Origin of the sequence: Paenibacillus ginsengarvi (genome assembly GCF_003626695.1) — a bacterium.
Classification (GTDB): Bacteria; Bacillota; Bacilli; order Paenibacillales; family NBRC-103111; genus Paenibacillus_AB; species Paenibacillus_AB ginsengarvi.
Window position 1 is genome coordinate 44,055 of sequence record NZ_RBAH01000036.1, and the last position, 20,714, is coordinate 64,768.

The 20,714-nt window shown below is 53.0% G+C and carries 14 protein-coding genes; 13 read left to right on the forward strand and 1 reads right to left on the reverse strand.

Annotated elements, in window-relative coordinates:
- Positions 1-64 precede the first annotated feature (64 nt).
- Positions 65-2,044 carry an ATP-dependent zinc metalloprotease FtsH gene (ftsH, locus tag D7M11_RS32120; RefSeq protein ID WP_120751377.1) on the forward strand — a complete coding sequence of 660 codons (1,980 nt, stop codon included), beginning with the start codon at positions 65-67 and terminating at the stop codon, positions 2,042-2,044.
- 73 nt (positions 2,045-2,117) lie between these two features.
- On the opposite strand, the gene D7M11_RS32125 is transcribed toward ftsH, so the two are convergent.
- Positions 2,118-4,334: an S-layer homology domain-containing protein gene (locus D7M11_RS32125; RefSeq protein ID WP_240041407.1), complete on the reverse strand. Its 2,217-nt coding sequence runs from the start codon at positions 4,332-4,334 to the stop codon at positions 2,118-2,120.
- 301 nt (positions 4,335-4,635) lie between these two features.
- Here D7M11_RS32125 and D7M11_RS32130 point away from each other — a divergent pair, with 301 nt between their 5' ends.
- The 12 genes from D7M11_RS32130 to D7M11_RS32185 all read left to right on the forward strand — a co-directional run bounded on the left by D7M11_RS32130 (position 4,636) and on the right by D7M11_RS32185 (position 20,709).
- Positions 4,636-5,163: a GbsR/MarR family transcriptional regulator gene (locus tag D7M11_RS32130; RefSeq protein ID WP_158606954.1), complete on the forward strand. Its 528-nt coding sequence runs from the start codon at positions 4,636-4,638 to the stop codon at positions 5,161-5,163.
- Between the two features lie 166 nt (positions 5,164-5,329).
- On the forward strand, positions 5,330-8,440 hold the full coding sequence (locus D7M11_RS32135; RefSeq protein WP_120751379.1) for an efflux RND transporter permease subunit: 3,111 nt from the start codon (positions 5,330-5,332) through the stop codon (positions 8,438-8,440).
- Positions 8,441-8,488: 48 nt separating this feature from the next.
- Positions 8,489-9,754, forward strand: coding sequence for an efflux RND transporter periplasmic adaptor subunit (locus D7M11_RS32140; RefSeq protein ID WP_120751380.1), 1,266 nt, complete (start codon positions 8,489-8,491; stop codon positions 9,752-9,754).
- A gap of 24 nt (positions 9,755-9,778) precedes the next feature.
- Positions 9,779-11,518, forward strand: a complete 1,740-nt coding sequence (locus D7M11_RS32145; RefSeq protein ID WP_120751381.1) for a hypothetical protein — start codon at positions 9,779-9,781, stop codon at positions 11,516-11,518.
- 256 nt (positions 11,519-11,774) lie between these two features.
- Positions 11,775-12,713, forward strand: coding sequence for a quinolinate synthase NadA (gene nadA, locus D7M11_RS32150; RefSeq protein WP_120751382.1), 939 nt, complete (start codon positions 11,775-11,777; stop codon positions 12,711-12,713).
- Positions 12,714-12,813: 100 nt separating this feature from the next.
- Positions 12,814-14,436 carry an L-aspartate oxidase gene (gene nadB / locus D7M11_RS32155; RefSeq protein ID WP_120751383.1) on the forward strand — a complete coding sequence of 541 codons (1,623 nt, stop codon included), beginning with the start codon at positions 12,814-12,816 and terminating at the stop codon, positions 14,434-14,436.
- Positions 14,420-15,298: a carboxylating nicotinate-nucleotide diphosphorylase gene (gene nadC / locus D7M11_RS32160; protein ID WP_120751384.1), complete on the forward strand. Its 879-nt coding sequence runs from the start codon at positions 14,420-14,422 to the stop codon at positions 15,296-15,298. The genes nadB and nadC overlap by 17 nt, the downstream gene beginning before the upstream one ends.
- Positions 15,295-16,059 carry a type III pantothenate kinase gene (locus tag D7M11_RS32165; RefSeq protein ID WP_120751385.1) on the forward strand — a complete coding sequence of 255 codons (765 nt, stop codon included), beginning with the start codon at positions 15,295-15,297 and terminating at the stop codon, positions 16,057-16,059. Before nadC ends, D7M11_RS32165 begins: the two co-directional genes overlap by 4 nt.
- Before the next feature lie 19 nt (positions 16,060-16,078).
- Complete coding sequence (gene hslO, locus D7M11_RS32170) at positions 16,079-16,957, forward strand: Hsp33 family molecular chaperone HslO (RefSeq protein WP_120751386.1); 879 nt, start codon at positions 16,079-16,081, stop codon at positions 16,955-16,957.
- Positions 16,958-16,993: 36 nt separating this feature from the next.
- Positions 16,994-17,953, forward strand: a complete 960-nt coding sequence (locus D7M11_RS32175) for a peptidylprolyl isomerase (protein ID WP_120751387.1) — start codon at positions 16,994-16,996, stop codon at positions 17,951-17,953.
- A gap of 120 nt (positions 17,954-18,073) precedes the next feature.
- The gene (cysK, locus tag D7M11_RS32180; protein ID WP_120751388.1) at positions 18,074-19,009 is read left to right on the forward strand and encodes a cysteine synthase A; all 936 of its coding nucleotides are present in this window, start codon (positions 18,074-18,076) and stop codon (positions 19,007-19,009) included.
- A gap of 143 nt (positions 19,010-19,152) precedes the next feature.
- On the forward strand, positions 19,153-20,709 hold the full coding sequence (locus D7M11_RS32185) for an anthranilate synthase component I family protein (protein ID WP_120751389.1): 1,557 nt from the start codon (positions 19,153-19,155) through the stop codon (positions 20,707-20,709).
- Positions 20,710-20,714 lie beyond the last annotated feature (5 nt).

Sequence of the window (20,714 nt, forward strand, 5' to 3'; positions counted from 1 at the left end):
AGTTGTGATCGTCTGACGCGCTGTGGTAAAATAAGTTACGTGTGTCGCAGAGAGGAGGTAGGGGATGAATCGGATCATCCGCAATACCGGATTTTATTTGCTTATTTTTTTAGTGACGGTCGGGATCGTACACTTTATCAGCAATCAGAACGATACGAAACAGACCATCTCGTACACCAAATTCCGTGAGGAATTGAAAAATAACAATGTCGACGAAGTATCGGTGAAGTTCGACGGTTATACGTATTTGATCCGAGGCAAGCTCAAGCAGTCAAGTACAGACAAGCCGCTGTTCGAAACCCATGCCCCGTTCGACGACCGGGTCATCGAGCTGCTCGAGCAGAGCAACATTACGAAAGAAGTACATGAGAAAATGGACGGGGACAACGTATGGATAACGTTTCTGACGTCTATCATACCGTTCGTCATCATTTTAGTCCTGTTCTTCTTCCTGCTGAACCAAGCGCAAGGCGGCGGCGGCAAGGTGATGAATTTCGGGAAGAGCCGCGCGCGGCTGTATAACGAAGAAAAGAAGCGGGTCACGTTCGACGATGTCGCGGGCGCCGACGAGGAGAAGCAGGAGCTCATTGAGGTTGTCGAGTTTTTGAAGGATCCGAGGAAGTTCGCCGCACTCGGTGCGAGAATACCGAAGGGCGTTCTGCTCGTAGGTCCTCCGGGTACCGGTAAAACGCTGCTTGCCAGAGCGGTTGCCGGTGAAGCGGGCGTGCCGTTCTTCAGCATCAGCGGTTCCGACTTCGTGGAAATGTTCGTCGGTGTCGGGGCATCCCGCGTACGCGATTTGTTCGAGAATGCGAAGAAAAATTCGCCTTGTATTATTTTCATCGACGAGATCGACGCCGTCGGACGCCAACGCGGCGCCGGCCTCGGCGGCGGTCATGACGAACGCGAGCAAACGCTCAACCAATTGCTCGTCGAGATGGACGGCTTCGGCGCGAACGAAGGCATTATCATTATCGCCGCAACGAACCGTTCCGATATTTTGGACCCTGCCCTTCTTCGTCCAGGACGCTTCGACCGTCAAATTACGGTAGACCGCCCGGATGTGAAAGGCCGCGAAGCGGTGCTCAAGGTTCACTCCCGCAACAAGCCGCTTAACAAGGATGTCAAGCTGGAGTCGCTTGCCCGTTATACGACGGGATTCAGCGGAGCCGATCTGGAGAACTTGCTTAACGAAGCTGCGCTCATCGCAGCCCGCCGCAACCGTAAAGACATTTCGATGGATGAAGTCGAAGAGGCGTTCGACCGCGTCATTGTCGGCGTGCAGAAGAAGAGCCGCGTGATCAGCGACCGGGAGAAAAGAACGATTGCTTATCACGAGGCAGGGCATGCCATCATCGGTTATTACGAGCGTCATGCGGACGTCGTGCACAAGGTGACGATCATTCCGCGCGGCCGGGCCGGCGGTTATGTGCTGAGCATCCCGAAGGAAGGCGAAGATCGTTTGCTCGCCACCAAGTCGGAGCTGCTCGACCGGATTACCGGATTGCTGGGCGGACGCGTTGCCGAAGAGATATTTATCGGCGAGATCGGAACGGGTGCTTACGACGACTTCAAGAAAGCGACCAGCATGGCACGCAGCATGATCGTGGAGTACGGAATGAGCGACAAGCTCGGACCAATGCAATTCGGCAACTCCCAAGGGCAAGTATTCCTGGGACGGGACATCGGCCACGATCAAAACTACAGCGATGCAATCGCCTACGAGATCGACAAAGAAATGCAGCATATTATTCGCTCCTGCTACGACCGGGCAAAAGAAATACTGCAAAAGCATAACGAACAAGTGCATTTGGTAGCGAACGCTTTGCTTGCGCGCGAAACGCTCGATAAGGATCAAATTATCGAATTGCTCGAAAAAGGCGCAATCACGGGTTCGGACACTTCGGAAGATTCGTTGTCCGGCGGTACTGCCGCAGGCAAGGAAGAAGAGCCGAAGGTTAATATCCAGACGCAGACAGGCGGCATCGACGCCAATAAGCTTGATTTCGACAAAGATAAAAAAGAGGACAAGAAAGACGAATAAACCGGAACATCCATACCAGCATTACTCAGAAGAAAGGAGAGCTCCTAACGGGCTCTCCTTCTTTGTCTGTATATTAGTCGTTCCGATAAACAGTTCTGGTGACAGTGGACGTTAACCCGGATTTATTGGTTACCACAATTTTGATAGGATTTGCGCCTTTCTGCAAACTAACTGAGCTGGAAAATGTACCGCCATAGTTAGCGTACAGGAGTCGGTCATTTAAATATACAAATGGGTTGGGATCGTTTTTGTCGGTTACCGTACCCGTGACGGTAATCGAGGCCAAACTTGTCGTTTCGGGCAAATACCCTAAAGTAATGACAGGCGCCGATACTTCGTAACGAATCGATCTGGTGACGGTTGTCATTTTGCCGTTTTTGTTTTCTGCTCTGAAGGTGATGATATTATCGCCTTCGGTAAGAGTGATTTCTTTGCTAAACGTGCTGTTGTAGGGAGCATACACCGCTTGGTCGTTGATATACACAGCAGGATTGGGATCGTTTTTGTCCGTTACTTTTCCGGAGACTGTTACTCGATTCAATTGTGTGGATTCCGGAACATAGTTGATGACAAGAGTCGGTCCGCCAGCGGTGAATGTAATTGACCTGGTAACAGTCGTTATTTTACCGTCCTTGTTTTGTGCTTTGAAGATGATTGTATTTTCGCCTTCGGTAAGCGTAATTTCTTTGCTGAACGATTTGTCGTAGGACAGATACACCGCTTGGTCGTTAATATAAACAGCAGGATTGGGATCGTTTTTGTCCGTTACTTTTCCGGAGACCGTTACTGTATTCAATTGTGTAGATTCCGGGACAGAATTAACGACAAGAGCAGGACCATTGTTGTTGAAGGTAATCGATTTGGTAACGGTTGTTATTTTACCGTTCTTGTTCTGTGCTTTGAAGGTGATTGTATTATTGCCTTCGTCAAGAGTAAGTTCTTTGCTGAACGAATTGTCGTAAGACATATACACAGCTTGGTCATTGATATAAACAACAGGATTGGGATCGTTTTTATCCGTTACTTTCCCGGAAACCGTTACTGTATTCAATTGTGTAGATTCCGGAATAGAATTAACGACAAGAGCAGGTCCGTTAGCAGTGAAGCTTACCTTTTTGGTCACCAGGCTTTCTTTATTTTTGTCATTTTTCGCTTTGAAAGTAAGCGTATTTTCCCCTTCTTCGAGTGTAACGGTTTTGCTGAAAGTACCATCCCAACTTACATACAGTACTTCATCGTTCAGATAAACAACCGGCTTGGAGTCGGAGGCGTCTTTTACTGAACCGGACAATTTTAACTCTGCAGCGCTTACTGTAGCAGGCACATCGTTAATCGTTAGCGATGGTGCCCCAACCTTAAATGTTACTTTCTTTTCAACAGAATTCGTTTTGCCGCTTGGCAGTTTGGCAGCTACGGTAACCGTATGTTCCCCTTCCTGCTCGAACAAAACTCCTTCCTTAAACGAGCCGTCTGTAAGAGCGGCCGGTTTTCCGTTTATCGTTACTTTGGCATCGCGGCTAGTTTTGCCGGACACATATACCGTACCGTCCGAGGTCGTATCGGGAACAGTAACCTCAAGTGCCGGACCGTCCATTTGATCATGGGCGGAAGATTTGATGACTTTATATAAAAGGGTTGCGACTTCTGCGCGCGTAATCTCTTTATTCGGCCTGAATGTCCGGTCGGAATAGCCGTCGATGAGCTTCTTCTCCGTTGCAATTGCCACGTAGTCGCGCAGACCGATTGATATATCGCTTACATCGCGGAACGTATAGGACAAAATATTGGGATTCACTAAATCATTGGAGCCCAGCCCCATCACTTTAACAAGAGCAACAGCGACGTCTTCGCGAGTCGCTTTTGTTTCAGGACTAAAGAAAGCCCGACCGCGAGGAGGGTAATAACCGGTCAGAAATTCTTTGGTGGATTCGATATAACTATAAGACCAGCTGCTCTTATCTACATCGGAATAAGTAGGGTCGGCAGGGCTTTGCAAAGATAATGAGAAAGTTAATGCGATTAGCTTGGCGAATTCTTCACGGGTGATGGATTTATCCGGTTGAAACGAAGAATCCTCATATCCCGACAAAATACCTTTCCGCGCCATGTCCTGAATGGCTTCCGATGCCCAATGATCTTGTTTGAGGTCAATAAAAACAATGTTCTGGTTAATGGTTCCGCCGTTTACAGCTTGATTTTGTAACACATTAGTGTCGGCGAACGCCAAGCTGGGCAATTGAATCATGGATAGCATCAAAAGACAAACTAAAAGTCTTTTAAATAAGGCCACGTTGAATCATCCTTTCAGAGTTCGTTGTATTTGTTTGGCGACAAAATGTCGCTCCTCCCTTTCTTCAAATTTTCGAAATAACTACCGTTAGACTCATCAAACATATGCCAAAAGGCCTAAACAATTCCATGTTAAACCAAGAAACCAAATGGGTCAATGTGGAAACTGCGCCTCATTCTCGCTCTACAAAATATTCATATATGAAATCGATTGCAAGATTTGACGAACGGGCTATCTAGCATTTACGATTAGATCGTTAATATGATTTTTAACGATGTAAACGCTAATGGGGGAAAACGATGTGGGAGAAAGCGAGTTCGAGCGCTTCCGGTCCGAGTGGACCGAAAGGATGGCGCTGCTGTTCGAGGAAAGCGGAACGAGTCCGCTTGTCGGACGCATATACGCGCTGCTGATGAGCTCTCCCGAGCCGGTCAGTTTGCAGCTCATGTCCGAAAAACTCGGCGTAACGAAAGCGGCTGTCAGCATTCAAGTACGGACGCTTGAACGATACGGGCATTGTATGAAACTGCCGAGGGGGAAAGATCGTAAAGACTACTATTGTATCCCCGAGGATCATTTGCAGGCATCGATGCGCATGGTGACGACCCGTCTTCATTCCGAAATGAATTATATTGAGGAGACGCTGCGTAAGATGCCCGATCCGGACCGGCAGGCGCCAAACGAGCAAAAGTCGCTTCAGGTGCTTCGGCAGCGGTATTCCGAGCTGCTAGCGTTTTACCGTGTTGTGTTTCGCCGGCTGGAAGGGGTAGAGGAGGAGATGGAGCGGTTAATTGCGGATCTGCGCGCCCAGCCGGAACAAGACAGGTAGCGCCGGAGGAAGAAACCGGTCTTAGGTCTAGGTTTGATTTACAGCCGCAGACCATGTTGCGGTCAGCCGTTCGCTCTTACAATAAACAATGGGAATACATAGAAGGACTACAGCACGTTAGGAGACAGAACAGTAAGCAAGAGCGTAATAGGAGGGATGGAACCGAATGAATCGCTTGACCGATTTTTCCATGAAAAACATAGCGGCGGTCATCATTTTGATTTTGCTGCTGTCCATCGGGGGAAGTTTTGCGGCCACCAGTCTTAAGGTCGAAAGCATGCCGGATATTACGCTTCCGATGGTATTTGTAACGACTTCGTACAAGGCGCCTCCGAAAGATGTATTGGAGCAAGTGACGAAACCGCTTGAAAAAGCGATTGCGGGCACAAAGGGACTCAAAAATCTCGTTTCCAGCTCGAGCGACAATTTCTCGCAAATTACGGTGGAGCTGGATCAGGGCGTCAAGCTGGACGATGCAAAGAAAGACATAGAGAGCCTGGTCGCCAACGTCAGCTTGCCGCAAAGCGCGGAGAAGCCCAAGGTTGCGACGTTCGGTTTCGCTTCCCAGCCGGTTTATTATTTGGCCGTCTACGGCGAAAACAATATGAACCAGACCGAGCTGGAGAAGCTGTATAAAGACATCATCCTGCCCGGCTTCAACGGGATTAGCGGCATCGACCACGTCGACTCGGTCGGCAACAACGAAGCTCAGATCTCGATTCGGCTCGATGCGAACGCCTTGAACCAATACGGGCTGTCGCCATCGGACGTATCGGATATGATCAAAGCGGCTTTGATGTCGAGCCCAGCCGGAACGGTCGAGTTCGAAGGACGAAGCCAGATGGTTCGCGTACGCGGCCAAATCGATACCGTATACAACCTGGAAAATACGCCGCTGCGCACGGCGAAAGGCGAAACGCTGCTGTTGAAGCAAATCGCAAAAGTCGCCTCTGTCACGGAATCTCCGTTTATCGCCAGACTGAACGGCGTGGCAGCGATCGGGATTCAACTGTACAAGACGAAGGATGCGAATGCGGTCGAGTTCGGCAATGCGGCGGATGTGCTCATCGCAGGCTGGGAGAAGACACTCCCGAACATCAAGTTTTTGTCCGTCTACAATGCCGCGACCGATATCAAGCACTCCATCGACGGCATGGTACGCGAGGGCGGCCTCGGAGCCGTTCTGGCCTCGCTCATGATATTAATATTCCTTAGAAATATTCGGATGACATTTATCGTTTTGGTCTCGATTCCGCTTTCCATCCTCATTACGCTGTTATTTATGTCCGGCCTCGATATTTCGCTGAACATCATGACGCTGGGCGGTATGGCGATAGCGGTCGGCCGGGTCGTCGACGACAGTATCGTTGTCATCGAGAACATATACAGCCAGCTGCAAAAAGCGCAGGAGCGCAACGAATCGGTCATCAAAATGGCGACGAAGCAAGTATCGGCAGCCATTACGTCCTCGACGATTACGACGGTCGGCGTATTTGCCCCGATCGCTTTCGTCAGCGGCATCCTCGGCGAAGTGTTTCGCCCGTTCGCTCTGACACTGGCCTGCGCGCTTCTGTCCTCGCTCATCGTGGCGCTTACGGTTATCCCGATGCTGGCCAAGCTGATGGTTATGAAGCAGAAGAACATTCCGGTACACGACGAGACGAAGGTCGGCAAGCTGCTGAAAACGTACAAAAGCGTTCTTGTCTGGTCGTTAAAACATCGGATCAAAACACTGTTGCTCTCTTTTCTATTGTTCGTGTTGTCCCTCGTCTTGATTATTCCGCAGTTGGCGATGACGTTTATGCCGGAGAGTGAAGCCGACCGTCAAATGCTGTTTCAACTGCAATTGCCGCGCGAAACGTCGATGGAGACGATGAATGCGAAAGTGGATCAAATCGAAAAGCTGATGCAAAGCGAGAAAGACAGCGCCGGGCAGCCGAAGTTCACTTATATCGAATCGCTGATCGGTTACGATTTCGGCCAAGAACGGGTTCCTTACAAAGCTACGATCTTTACGGAAGTTAGCCAGAATACGAATGCCAAGGAAGCACTGGAATATTACAAAAAACTGTTTTTAAGCGATATGCCGAAAGAATCGCGTGTGGAAGGACAACTGCTGTCGTTCGGCGGAGACGGAGGCGGAGGGACGGACTTTTCCTACCTGCTGAAAGGCGACGATCTGCAAAATCTCGAATACGCAGCCGGCTTGATTAAGGAAAAGATGACGTCCTTCCCTGAGCTGCTCGATATTAAAGACTCGCTCGGCGATAAGAAAATGGAAGTCGAGGTGCTCGTCGACGCGGAGAAAGCAAGGGTGTACGGCCTGAGTCCGGCGCAGGTGACGGGAGCCGTCAACTCGTGGGTTCGCAAAGAAACGCTCGGAGACATCAAGCTCGACAACGTTACTTACGAAACGAAGCTGGAGCTCGATCGCAGCTTCAAGGATTCGCTTCAGGATATCGCGAACATTCCGCTCCGGACGCCGATCGGTCCTACGATTAACTTGAAGGACGTGGCCAAAGTCCGCGAGATCGACGCGCCTGTGGCGATAAGCCGCGAGAAGCAAACTCAGATTATGCAGGTTACGGCGAAAATCAACAACGTTGACAAAGGCGGCGTTTCGGCCAAAGTATCCGCCGAGCTCGACAAAGTCGATCTTCCGCCGGGTGTGAGCCGCCAGGTTAAGGGCGTATCCGACGATATTAATGAAAGCTTCGGTCAAATGTTCATGGCGATGGCGGCCTCCATCTTCATCGTGTATCTCGTCATGGTGCTTGCCTTCGGCAATGCCAGCGCGCCTTTCGCTATCCTGTTCTCGCTGCCTCTGGCCGCGATCGGCGGTTTGATCGGTCTGCTCGTGACGAAAGAATCGCTGAACATTACATCGCTTATCGGCTTCCTGATGCTGATCGGGATTGTCGTAACGAACGCCATCGTGTTAATTGACCGCGTGCAGCAGCTGCGGGAGCAAAACTATTCCGTTCATGACGCCTTGATCGAGGGCAGCATGACCCGGATGAGACCGATCATTATGACCGCAGGCGCAACCGTATTTGCTCTAATGCCGCTTGCGCTCGGCCTGTCGAAAGGGACGATTATTTCGAAGGGGCTCGCCGTCGTCGTTATCGGCGGACTCACGACCTCGACGCTGCTGACCTTGCTCGTCGTTCCGGTTGTGTACGATCTGATCCATTCGTTTAAAAATCGCATATCCCGGATGTTCCACCGCAAGTCGAAAAAGGCGGCTGCCGCCACTCCGGACAACGTGTCCGTGTAAAAGACTAGGCCCCACTTTGTGGGGCTCCTTAAAGGAGTTAAGGCGAAAATGAGACAAAAAAGGCTGAAAAGCAATTCGGTAAGCGGCGGCGTGAAAATAGCGGCGACCCTCGTGCTAACTGTCGCCGTCGCGGTCGGCTGCACGGCGGGACCTAAGCCGGAGGTTCCGGCAGCGGCCCAAGAGCAAACGATCAAATCGGTCAAGGTGCAGAAGGTGGTCAAACAAAAAATCGGCGATCCGCTCGAGCAAGTCGCTGACGTCGTATCCGCCACGCAATTGGACGTCATGTCCAAGGCGAGCGGGGAAGTAAAGCAAATCTTGAAGCAGCGCGGGGAGCAGGTAGCGGCCGGTGATGTCATCCTGAAGCTCGATACGGTCGATATGCAGCTGCAGAAGGAAAAAGCCTCGCTTCAACTGAGCAGCAGCCAAGACGCGCTGAACAAGGCGAAGCAGGATTTGACCAACAGCAAAACGGAAATGGCAAACAGCGTGAAAAAAATGGAACAGGCGCTGCTTGACGTAACGAAGGCTTACAATAAAGCGAAAAATGATTATGATCAAGGGCTCATTGCCAAGCCGCAGCTCGATCAAGCCGAGACCGCCTGGAAAAACCAGACGATGGACCTCGATCTGCTGAAGCAAAAGCAAAAGACGCTTGATACGAGCGATAACTTGTCCGCTTTGGAATCGCAAGTCCAATCCGCCTCCTTGTCCATGAAGGAACTGGAGCGCAGCATGTCGAATCTGGAAGTGAAGGCTCCGATCGGCGGTATTCTGACTGAGCTTCCGATCATTGCCGGCATGACGATCCAGCCGGGTGTGAAGGTCGGCCATATTCAGCAGTTCGATCCGATTTTGATCAAGGCGCAGCTTACGGAAAACTCGGCGAAGCTGGTCCGCGGCAAACAAGAACTCATTTATTACATACCGGGAAGCGCGGAGAAGCCGAAAGCAAGAATCAAATATTTGTCCGATTCGATGGATACGCAGAGCAAATCGTACGAGCTGGAGCTGGAGGTTGCGAATACGAACGGTCAACTGAAGCCGGGAACGAAGGTGCAGATTCAGTTGACGACCGAGCAGGAGCAGATCGTCGTTACCGTTCCGACGCTTAGCGTCGTTCGTGAGGGGGGAGACTCGTTCGTGTTCGTTCTGGTTGGAGATACAGTGGAGAAACGGAAAGTCGAGCTGGGCCGGCTCAGCGAATTGAACCAGGAGGTCCTCTCCGGAGTCAAAGAAGGAGAGCAGCTCGTCGTATCCGGACAAAATCAGTTGAAGGATAAAGAAAAGGTTCAGCTTGCCGAAACGAAATAAGACTTTTGGAACGGAGGAACTTCTTTGAAACCGACATGGAAGAAATCTATATCAGCCGCCTTACTGAGCGTTTCGCTCGTCATGACGGCCTCTCCGGCCGCGTTGCTCGCAGCCGAGGCGGGCGCTGTGGCGCAAAGCGTCAGAGGGGAATATGCGTTAACTCAATCGGTGCGAGCCGACGTCAAAAGCATCAGCAGCGAACGTGCAGGCGACAGTACCCGAATCGGAGCGGTCGTTCGTTTGTACAATGAAGGCGGGCGCGTCACCCGGGTACCGGATTATGAGCTGCGTATCAAAACGACGAACGGGCTGGAATATACGCTGCAACCGAGCGCCACGAACGCCAGGGCGATTCAAGCGAAGGAGAAAGTCGAACTCAGCTACATGCTGACTCTCGATGACGGGAATACGACCGAGATCGCCGAGCTGAGCTGGGTAGAAGTGGACGAATATGTGTATCCGCGAAAGGAAACGCCTGTCCTGAATGTGCCTGTAACGGGGACCGTCTGGCATGGCGCCGACTCCGAAATTGCGGACCCGGCCATGATGAAGGTGTGGGGCCAGCCGTTCCGGCTGCCCGTCCTCTCCGATACGCTGCAATATACGCCGGTAACGCTGGTTAATGAGAAGACGCCGCAAGGTCCCGTAACGGTGATTACGCTTATCGCCGAAAATACGGGCACGCTGACCGAGACGGTGCCTAACTTCAATATCGACGGAAAAGCCGACAACCGCTCGTTTGCCGGGCAGCGCGCGGAGAAAGAAGTGACGCTGAAGCCGGGTGAGAAGAAATATATGCATTACGGCATACTGGCTGAAAACGGCGTCGTTTTGACCAGCCTGAACGTGCTGACACCGGAATCGTTCGTGCAGCTCGGAGCCGACAACAAGCCGGCTGTAGAATCGTACGCCGTAGGGCGGCTTAGCATAGCTTTGCCGTCAAACGATACGATCAGTGCCGAGATGCTTCCGGCTTACGAGCTTCGCAACCGTATCGTGTTCGACCCGCTTAACAAGCTGGTCGACAAGGAGACGGAAGTGTCGCTCGTCGACCTGAGTATGAACGAGTCCGAGACGGCCGGTTATAAAACGATCATCGCCAAGTTTATAGTTAAAAATACGGGCGAGAATCCGGTGCCGCTTCCAGCATTCCAGGCCGAGCTGAGAAACGCCGAAGGATACCGATATACGGGCTCCCGGCAAACCGTTGTCTCCGAGCAGCTTGCGCCGAAGCTCGCTTACCTGGTGAATTATGCGTTCGCCGTGCCTTCCTCGGAAACGGGCGAGAATCTGCTTATGAAGCTTCAGGACGGCCAAACGATCGCACCGTACAACATTCCGATCGCCGGCTTCAAGACGGCCGTTGCAACAAAAGAAGCAGAGGGCAATACAGAGAACAATGTGCTTTCCTTTTATCCGTATAGCGTAAAGCTGAACAGCTGGGCGCTCGCGGCTCAAGGCGGGCCGGCAGGCTATACGTACAAGCTGAAGCTGGATACGGACATTACGACTGTTGACGACGTTGTCGCCGGAGCCGGGGCAGCCAATATGAAGCTCGAGCTGCACGACACGCTCGGCCGTATGATCGCCTCCGAGACGGTCCCGTTATCCGGTATGAACAAGCTCATTAGCGGTGCACAATTTATCATGTTCCAAAATCTGCGTACCGACCAATTCGAATGGCCGCTTACGCTCAAAATTTACGAATCGATTCAGACGCCTGCCGGAGAAGCGAAGCGGCTGGTCGCTACGCTCAAGCAATAGGACGAAAATGGATAAACCGTCAAGACAATTGGAACCCGGCTCACCAGAGCCGGGTTTTTCCACGTTTCATCCCGTTTTTTTATGTTGACAGCGCAGCATTTCGTTGTGTAAATTAGGTGTAAACTTAAGTAAAATCCGAAGCCTGCGGCAGCGAGGTTTTGAACTTTTACCGACTGCGGATGCCGGCATTGGATTACACAAGTGTTAAGCGAATGCGTGAACTTTTTCACGTGTTCCCACGAAGGGAATGATTCGGATGGAAGCTCTTGCGCTGGAACGTAAAGCGGAGCAGAACCGCGAGCTGAAGGAACGCATTGCGAAGCTCAAGAAGGAACGAAACGCGATTATTCTCGCTCACTATTATCAGCGGGATGAAATACAGGAAGTCGCCGATTTCCGCGGGGATTCGTTTCTGCTCGCCCAGAAGGCGGCGCAAACCGATGCCGAAGTCATCGTGTTTTGCGGCGTGCATTTTATGGGGGAAAGCGCCAAAATTTTGGCCCCGAACAAAACGGTCATTATTCCCGATGAACGGGCCGGCTGCCCGATGGCCGATATGGTCAACGTAGAAGGTCTGAAAGCGCTAAAGAAAAGACACCCGAACGCGGCCGTTGTCACCTACATCAACTCCTCGGCGGAAATCAAAGCGGAGACCGACATTTGCTGCACGTCCGCCAATGCCGTCAAAGTGATCCAATCCGTGGAGGCGGACGAAATCATTTGGGTGCCCGACAAAAATTTGGGCGACTATGTATCGAAGTATACCGACAAGAAGATGATCATCTGGGAAGGGTACTGCAATACCCACGATATGCTTACAGTCAAGGACGTCATGGAAATGAAAGCGCAGCATCCGAACGCGCAGTTCGTCGTTCATCCGGAATGCCGTCCCGAAGTCGTCAAGCTGGGCGATTTTGTGGGCAGCACAACGGCCATCATTAAATATTGCAAGGAATCGGACTGTCAGGAGTTTATTGTAGGCACGGAAGACGGAACCGGCTATCAGTTGCGTCTGGACAGCCCGAACAAGCAATTCCATTTTGCAACCAAGTTTCTCGTTTGCCCGAATATGAAAGTGAACAACTTGAAGAAGGTCGCAAAATGTTTGGAGACGATGCAGCCGCAAATTTACGTGCCGCCGCAAGTCGCCGAGAAAGCTAGATTGTCTCTGGAGCGCATGTTGCAGGTGAAATAACATGCGCCCAGGCGCGTGTTACAAACGAAGCAACCTACGCTTGGAGCGCATGCCGCCGGATCGGCGGCATGCGCTACTCTGCTGTCTGAAGGTGATGGGTATGGTGCCGCGTTATTTGATCGATTTCTCGCTGGACGAGCTTCCCGCCGTGGAAACCGACGTAATGGTAATCGGAGCGGGGATCGCCGGTTTGTTCACGACGATCCGGGCGAGCGAGACGAACCAGGTTCTTATTATTACGAAACCGAAATCGCTGCTGGAGAGCAATACCCGTTATGCGCAAGGCGGGATCGCGGCGGTTATCTCGGATGAGGATTCCCCGGAATACCACCGTCAGGACACGCTGACGGCAGGAGCCGGGCTCTGCGATTCGGAAGCGGTGGACGTGCTTGTCCGCGCGGGTCCGCAAGGCGTGAAGGATTTGGTCGGTATGGGAACTCAGTTCGACCTGGAGAACGGGGAGTACGCCTTAACGAAGGAAGGCGCTCACAGCCAGCGCCGCATTTTGCATTCGAACGGCGACGCCACAGGGGCCGAGATTGTCAGAGCGTTGTCCGAGAAAACGCGGCAAAACCCAAATGTGACGATTTGGGACGATCATTTCGTCATCGATCTGATTACGGACAAGGGCGAATGCTTCGGAGCGATTGTACAGAAGCCGGACGGTCAGCGCGTATTCGTTCGCGCGCGGGCGACGATCTTGTGCTCCGGCGGCTCCGGGCAGCTTTACCGGTATACGACGAATCCGGACATCGCCACCGGCGACGGCGTTGCGATCGCCTACCGGGCGGGCGCGGTCATACGCGACGTGGAGTTCGTTCAGTTCCACCCGACCTCGCTGTGTTATCCTGGAGCGCCGCGGTTTCTGATCTCCGAAGCGGTTCGCGGAGAAGGAGCCGTTCTGCGCAATATTCGCGGAGAACGCTTCATGGAGAAGTACGACTCACGTATGGAGCTCGCGCCGCGCGACATTGTAGCCCGGGCGATTCTCGACGAGATGGCGGAAACGAAGTCGACGTTCGTGTATATCGATATTACGCACGAGTCGGCGGATATGGTCAAGCACCGTTTTCCGAACATATACGAGTTTTGCTTGAACTACGGTCTTGACCTGACATCCGATTGGATTCCTGTCGCTCCGGCTGCCCATTACATGATGGGAGGAGTGAAAACGAACCTGAACGGGGAAACTTCCTTAAAGCGGCTGTACGCTTGCGGAGAGGTGTCGTCGACGGGCGTACACGGCGCGAATCGGCTGGCCAGCAATTCGCTTTCGGAGGCTATCGTTTTCGGCCGCCGCATTACCCAGCATATTCGCGAGCTGCCGCCGATCCATCAGTGGCCGAGCATTACCGAGACGAGCCATCGTACGGAGCATCTGATGCAGCCGATCGTCGAGAAGCGGCTCAAGCTGCAGAAGGTGATGCTGCGTTACGTCGGTCTGAAGCGGGAGGCGGCCGGCCTCGAGAAAGGCCTCGACGAGCTCAAGCGGCACGTGAAAATATTCAGCACGAGCCTGACGAAACGGGAAGAATACGAGTTTGCCAATTTGCTCACGCTAGCCATGTTAACGGCGCAATCTGCCCTTCTTCGCGAAGAAAGCCGCGGCGGCCATTATCGCGAAGACTTTCCGGAGAAAAACGATGCCGTATGGCGGAAGCATATTCAGCTGCAGCGCGAGGCAGGAGTAACGGAGGAAGCGATTCATGACGTTAACGTTTAACGGCAATCAGGAACAATGGAAACGGCAAATACAGCTTTGGCTCGAAGAAGACATTGGAACCGGCGATGTGACAACGATGACCACCATACCTTTAGACGGGCAGTCTAAAGGTATTATTCATGTTAAGGATACCGGTATTGCAGCGGGTATTCCGATCGCCGAGCTCGTCTTTCGGGTTGTTGACCCGTCCCTCGTCTTTACCGCCAAGCAGCAGGACGGGAGTGCAGTAGATTATGGTGCGGTGCTTGCCGAGGTACATGGGAGCACGCGCAGCATTTTGCTCGGGGAGCGGCTTGCCTTGAACCTGCTGCAGCGATTGTCCGGTATCGCTACCCGTACCCGTCAATATGTGGAAGCTCTTGAAGGACTGCCGGTACGGCTGGTCGATACCCGCAAGACGACGCCGGGGCATCGTTCGATGGAAAAGTACGCGGTGCGCGTTGGCGGCGGTCACAATCATCGGTTCGGTCTGTACGATGCGGTTATGATCAAGGATAATCATATTAAGGGCGCCGGCGGCATTCGGGCGGCCATTCAGGGAGCGCGCGAGCAAATCCCGCATACGATGAAAATCGAAGTGGAGGTCGAATCGTTCGAGCAGTTGAACGAAGCACTTGACGCCGGGGCCGACATTATTATGCTGGACAATATGAAGCCGGACGTGATGAAGCAGGCTGTCGCTCAGATCAGAGCCCGCTCCCCGCATATTGTGATCGAGGCGTCCGGTTCGGTTACGCTGCAAACGATCAAGGATATCGCGATGTCCGGAGTGGACGTCATCTCGGTAGGCCGGCTCACGTATTCCGTCTCCGCGCTTGACATCAGTCTCGATCTGAATGAGAAGAAGGCGGGCCAGTCGTGATTTTAGTCGTTGACGTAGGCAATACGAACATAGTGCTCGGCATTTATGAAGGCGAGAAGCTGCTGCACCACTGGCGGCTAAGCACGAACCGCTCGGCGACGGTGGATGAGTACGGCATCATAGTACATAATTTGTTTCGCTTCGCGGGCATTTCCGAAGAGCAGATCGACGGCGTCATCATTTCGTCGGTTGTCCCGCCGCTAATGTTTGTTTTGGAAAGCCTTTGTTTACAATATGTAAAGAAAAAACCGCTTATTGTAGGTCCCGGCATCAAAACGGGATTAAACATCCGAATCGAAAATCCCCGCGAAGTCGGGGCGGACCGTATCGTGAATGCGGTCGCCGGCATAGAGAAATACGGCTGCCCTCTAATTATCGTTGATTTCGGCACCGCAACCACTTACGATTATATTGACGAGAAAGGGCAGCTGCTTGGCTGCGCGATCGCGCCGGGAATCGGCATTTCCACCGAAGCGCTGTACGAGAAGGCGGCCAAGCTGCCCCGTATCGAGCTGGTAAGGCCCAAAAGCACGGTCGGGCGCAATACCGTCTCGGCGATGCAGGCCGGGATTATTTTCGGTTATGCTGGTCAAGTGGATGGAATCGTCGACCGGATGAGAGCAGAGTTCAGCCAGGACGCGAGAGTGATTGCAACGGGTGGACTAGCCAGTCTGATTGCCGGGGAATCGAGGACGATCGAAACGGTGAATCCGCTGCTGACTTTGCAGGGCCTGCAATTGATTTACGAAAGAAATCGTTAGTCGAAAGGAACTTCATGCGATGCAACAAGATTATTTGATACGAGCGACCGCCTTCGAAGGCCGACTCCGCGCTTTCGCCGCGAATACGACTTCGATCGTAGAAGAGCTTCGCCGAAGACACGGCACGACTCCTGTGGCCACCGCCGCACTCGGCCGGACCGTTACGGCCGGCATTATGATGGGCGCGATGCTGAAGGGCGAAGAGAAACTGACGATTCAAGTAAAAGGCGACGGACCGCTTGGCCAGATCGTCGTTGATGCGAATGCCAAAGGCGAAGTAAGAGGTTATGTCGACAATCCCCAGGTCGATTTGCCGCTTAACCCGCGGGGCAAGCTGGATGTGGCCGGCGTTGTGGGCGACGGATATTTGTATGTCATCAAGGATTTGGGTCTCCGAGAGCCCTACCGCGGCAGCGTGCCGATCGTTTCCGGCGAGCTTGCAGACGATTTTACGTATTATTTCGCCAAATCCGAGCAAACCCCGTCCGCAGTCGCTTTGGGCGTCCTGATCGCAACGGACTATTCGGTGCAAACGTCCGGCGGGTTTATTTTACAGCTGCTGCCCGGTATGGACGAAGACGAGATCAGCGGGATTGAAGCGAAGCTGGCTACCCTTCCGCCGATTACAAGCTTGATGGCCGATGGCTCCGATATGGAGCAGATTTTGAAGCAAATCGACGAATCTGTCGAAGTGCTGGAACGATCGGACATCCGTTTTCAGTGCAAATGCTCCAGAGAGCGGATTGAAAAAACGCTGATCAGCCTTGGTAAGGACGAGCTCGAGAAGATTATGAACGAAGACGGGAAGGCGGAAGTGGTCTGCCATTTCTGCAACGAAACGTACGCATATAACAGGGAAGACCTCCATAATCTGTTGGAGAGGCTGAACAATCAATAACGTAGATAAATAGAGGAATATGGGGATGTTTTTCGGATGCGGAGCGTAAGAGTACTGTGGGTTGCCATCTGTTTACTGCTGGCGACCGTCATCGTCTTGGCGGTACTGCTTGTCCGCAGCGGAGCTCAAACGCCGCAGATAGCCGAGCCCCCGTCAGCCAATCCCGAGGGGGCCGGTACGGGCGAGAGCCCGTCCAAAGCCGTAGCCGTAGTCGGAGGCCATACGATTACGGCGGATCAATTACAACAGCGCCTTGCAGATAAATACGGCGCGGAGCTGCTGAATGTGCTGGTCGACCGCGAAGCTATACGCCAGGAGGCGGAGGCGCTTGGCATTACGGTTGGCCGCGAAGAGATCGATGCGGAAATGAAACGGATGCAGGAAGGGTATGAAAACGAGCAGCAATTTTACAAATCGATGAAGGAACAGCTTGGTTTGTCCAAATCGGAATTAAATGAGGATGTGTATTATAAGCTTCTACTTGAGGGAGTTGCACTGCGCGGAGTCCAGGTGACCGATGCCGAGGTCGACGATTATATCAAGGCGCACCCCGAAGAGTTTAAAGGCTACGTCCAGTATTATTTGATGAAGATGGAAGTGAAGACGAAGGAAGAGGCCGCCCAGTTTATTAAGGACGTGCAGAACGGCGCCGACTTCTCGTCTCTCGCACGCAAAAGCTCGATCGATACGGCGACCGCCAAATTGGGAGGCGATCTCGGCTGGGTGGAGGAGAACGACCGGTTTGTGTCTTCTGCCCTATTGGATGCCGCCCGCGTTTTGAAGCCGAATGAGATCAGCAAGCCGATCCCGCTTAAGAGCAGCTTTGCAGTCATTTGGCTGAAGGATAAAAAAGAAGTCAAAAAAACGGTGGACGACCGGAAGCGGGCGTACATCCGCAAAGAGCTCGGACTCCAAAAAGCGCCACCGCAAAAGCTGCTGGTACAGTCGATGCGGGAGAAGAGACATGCGGAAATCATAGATCCGGAGCTGCGATAAAAGGGGCGAAAGCATCATTTTTGTAGTTGACAAGCGATGTTCCGGTTGATAAGATGATAGTAATAAAACCGACAAAACAACTCGGAATAATAATGTATCATCATACGGGAGGGTTCAATCATGGCAAAACTCGTCCAAAATATTACGCAATTGATCGGAAATACACCGCTTGTTCGTTTAAATCGGGTCGTTCCCGAAGATAGCGCCGAAGTATACGTCAAGCTTGAATATCAAAATCCGGGCGCCAGCGTCAAGGACCGGATCGCCATCAGCATGATCGAGGCAGCCGAGAAGGAAGGCAAGCTGAAGCCGGGCGACACCATTATCGAGCCGACAAGCGGCAACACCGGTATCGGTCTTGCTATGGTCGCCGCCGCCAAAGGGTACAAAGCGATCCTCGTTATGCCGGAAACGATGAGCTTGGAGCGGCGCAATCTGCTTCGGGCCTACGGTGCCCAGCTCGTGTTGACGCCGGGACCGGAAGGGATGAAAGGGGCCATCCGCCGCGCGGAAGAACTGGCTGCCGAGAATTCGTACTTCATCCCGCAGCAGTTCAAAAACCAGGCAAACGTCAAGGTGCATATCGAAACGACCGGACCAGAAATTGTCGAAGCGATTAACTCCCATGACGGCAAGCTTGATGCTTTCATTGCCGGCGTCGGCACGGGCGGCACGATTTCCGGAGCGGGCAAGGTGCTTCGCGAAAGCTTCCCGGAAATCAAAATTTATGCGGTCGAGCCATCCGCATCGCCCGTTTTGTCGGGCGGTCAGCCGGGCCCGCACAAAATTCAAGGCATCGGCGCAGGTTTCGTGCCCGATATTTTGAACACCGGCATTTACGACGAGATCATCCCGGTTGAGAATGAGGATGCGTTCGAGACGTCCCGCCGCGTAGCGAAGGAAGAAGGAATTCTCGGAGGCATCTCCTCCGGCGCAGCGATTTCCGCCGCGATCAAAGTAGCGAAGCAGCTTGGCAAAGGCAAACGTGTCGTAGCCATTATTCCAAGCAACGGCGAACGTTACCTCAGCACTCCGCTATATCAATTCGACGAGTAAGTTGATCTGAATAAGAGCCCCTCTTCGGAGGGGCTTTGAAGCTTTGAGGGACTAATTCGGAGGCTATCTATCGAGTTACTTGGAATAGGAGATTACATGGAGCTCCCCACTTTATGGGGAAAAGTTGTGGGGGGAACGGCTGGATGTCGTTAACGACTTTGGACCAATGGATCGATTGGGCGGCGCGCTACGAGTGCCTTCCTTATATACGAAAATGTTCCGGTGCGCGCGGCGTTCCGGCGTCGTGGGAGCCGTTTTGGCAAAAGGCGGCCAAGCCCTCCTTCGTGCTGGAGAGCGGAAAGAGCGGACGTTATACCTATCTCGGGGATACTCCCCTGGCTGCTATTACGGGAAAAGGCGAACAAGCCCGGATCGTACGGTACGATCCGGATACGGCTGCCGTTATTGAGGAGCGGCAAGTAACCGGCAAGCCTTTGCCGCTGGTCAAAGCGTTCATGGACGGCCGCCGCGCGCCGAAGGTGGGGGGAGTCCCGCCGTTCGTCGGGGGATGCGTCGGATACTGGTCCTATGACGTGGCCAGATCGATTGAGCGGCTCCCGGTGCTCGCTGTGGACGATTTGCAATTGCCCGATTACGATTTTATGATCGTCCGCCGGATATGGGCCTATGACTTGCAGGAGCGTGAGCTCTATTGTATCGTGCATCAGCCTGCACCCGGGGCTGCATCGGTTCAGGAGCTCGAGAGGCTCTACAGGGAAGCGGAAGCGGAGACGGCCCGTATGGCGCAGCGCTGGGATGAAGCGTATGAAGAGGCGGAGGCGGATGAGAGAACCGTGAGCCGGTTGCGGGCGCACGAGACGATTTCCCGTCAGGAAGCGCTCGCGATCGATGTCGAGAACATACCCGGCATCGAACTTGCCTTTACCAAAAGGGACTATGTCGAAGCGGTGCGCAAAATTCAGCAGTATATCGCGCAGGGCGACGTGTTTCAGGTGAATTTGTCGGTCCGGCAAAGCCGCAGGCTGGAGCAGGAGCCGGAACAAATATACGAATGGCTGCGGCTGCTCAATCCGTCTCCCTATATGGGGCTGCTTCGTTTTCCCGGCTACGATATCGTCTCCGGCTCTCCGGAATTGCTGGTGAAATGCGTAGACGGCGTTGTCGAGACGCGTCCGATCGCAGGCACGCGCCCGCGCGGAAGCAGCGACGAGGAAGACCGGAGACTGGCCGAAGAGCTGATCGGCAATGAGAAGGAACGTGCGGAACACGTTATGCTCGTCGATCTGCTGCGCAACGACCTTGGACGAGTCTCGCGGTACGGCACCGTCAAAGTAACCGATCTGATGGTTGTTGAAACGTATTCGCATGTGATGCACATCGTTTCCCATGTAGAGGGAAGGCTGGCGGACCATAAAGATGTGTACGATGTGACCGCGGCCACGTTCCCCGGAGGAACGATAACCGGAGCGCCGAAAATTCGCACCATGGAAATCATCGAAGAGCTGGAGCCCGTGCGCCGGGGGCCGTATACCGGTTCGATCGGATGGATTGACTACTGCGGCGATATGGAATTAAATATAGTTATACGTACGCTTGTCGCCACTGGAGGCATCGGCTACGTGCAGTCCGGCGCCGGCATCGTCATCGATTCGGTTCCGGAGAAAGAGTTTACGGAATCGCTGAACAAAGCAAAAGCGTTGTGGAAGGCGGTTCTACATAGCGAGAACAGAGGGAGCTGAGCCGA

What these genes read in the sequence shown, in the direction of transcription:
- nadB (WP_120751383.1), top strand. Translation starts at nt 12,814, where the DNA reads ATGGTGCCGCGTTATTTGATCGATTTCTCGCTGGACGAGCTTCCCGCC.
- D7M11_RS32175 (WP_120751387.1), top strand. Translation starts at nt 16,994, where the DNA reads ATGCGGAGCGTAAGAGTACTGTGGGTTGCCATCTGTTTACTGCTGGCG.
- nadC (WP_120751384.1), top strand. Translation starts at nt 14,420, where the DNA reads ATGACGTTAACGTTTAACGGCAATCAGGAACAATGGAAACGGCAAATA.
- ftsH (WP_120751377.1), top strand. Translation starts at nt 65, where the DNA reads ATGAATCGGATCATCCGCAATACCGGATTTTATTTGCTTATTTTTTTA.
- D7M11_RS32185 (WP_120751389.1), top strand. Translation starts at nt 19,153, where the DNA reads ATGTCGTTAACGACTTTGGACCAATGGATCGATTGGGCGGCGCGCTAC.
- cysK (WP_120751388.1), top strand. Translation starts at nt 18,074, where the DNA reads ATGGCAAAACTCGTCCAAAATATTACGCAATTGATCGGAAATACACCG.
- hslO (WP_120751386.1), top strand. Translation starts at nt 16,079, where the DNA reads ATGCAACAAGATTATTTGATACGAGCGACCGCCTTCGAAGGCCGACTC.
- D7M11_RS32140 (WP_120751380.1), top strand. Translation starts at nt 8,489, where the DNA reads ATGAGACAAAAAAGGCTGAAAAGCAATTCGGTAAGCGGCGGCGTGAAA.
- D7M11_RS32135 (WP_120751379.1), top strand. Translation starts at nt 5,330, where the DNA reads ATGAATCGCTTGACCGATTTTTCCATGAAAAACATAGCGGCGGTCATC.
- nadA (WP_120751382.1), top strand. Translation starts at nt 11,775, where the DNA reads ATGGAAGCTCTTGCGCTGGAACGTAAAGCGGAGCAGAACCGCGAGCTG.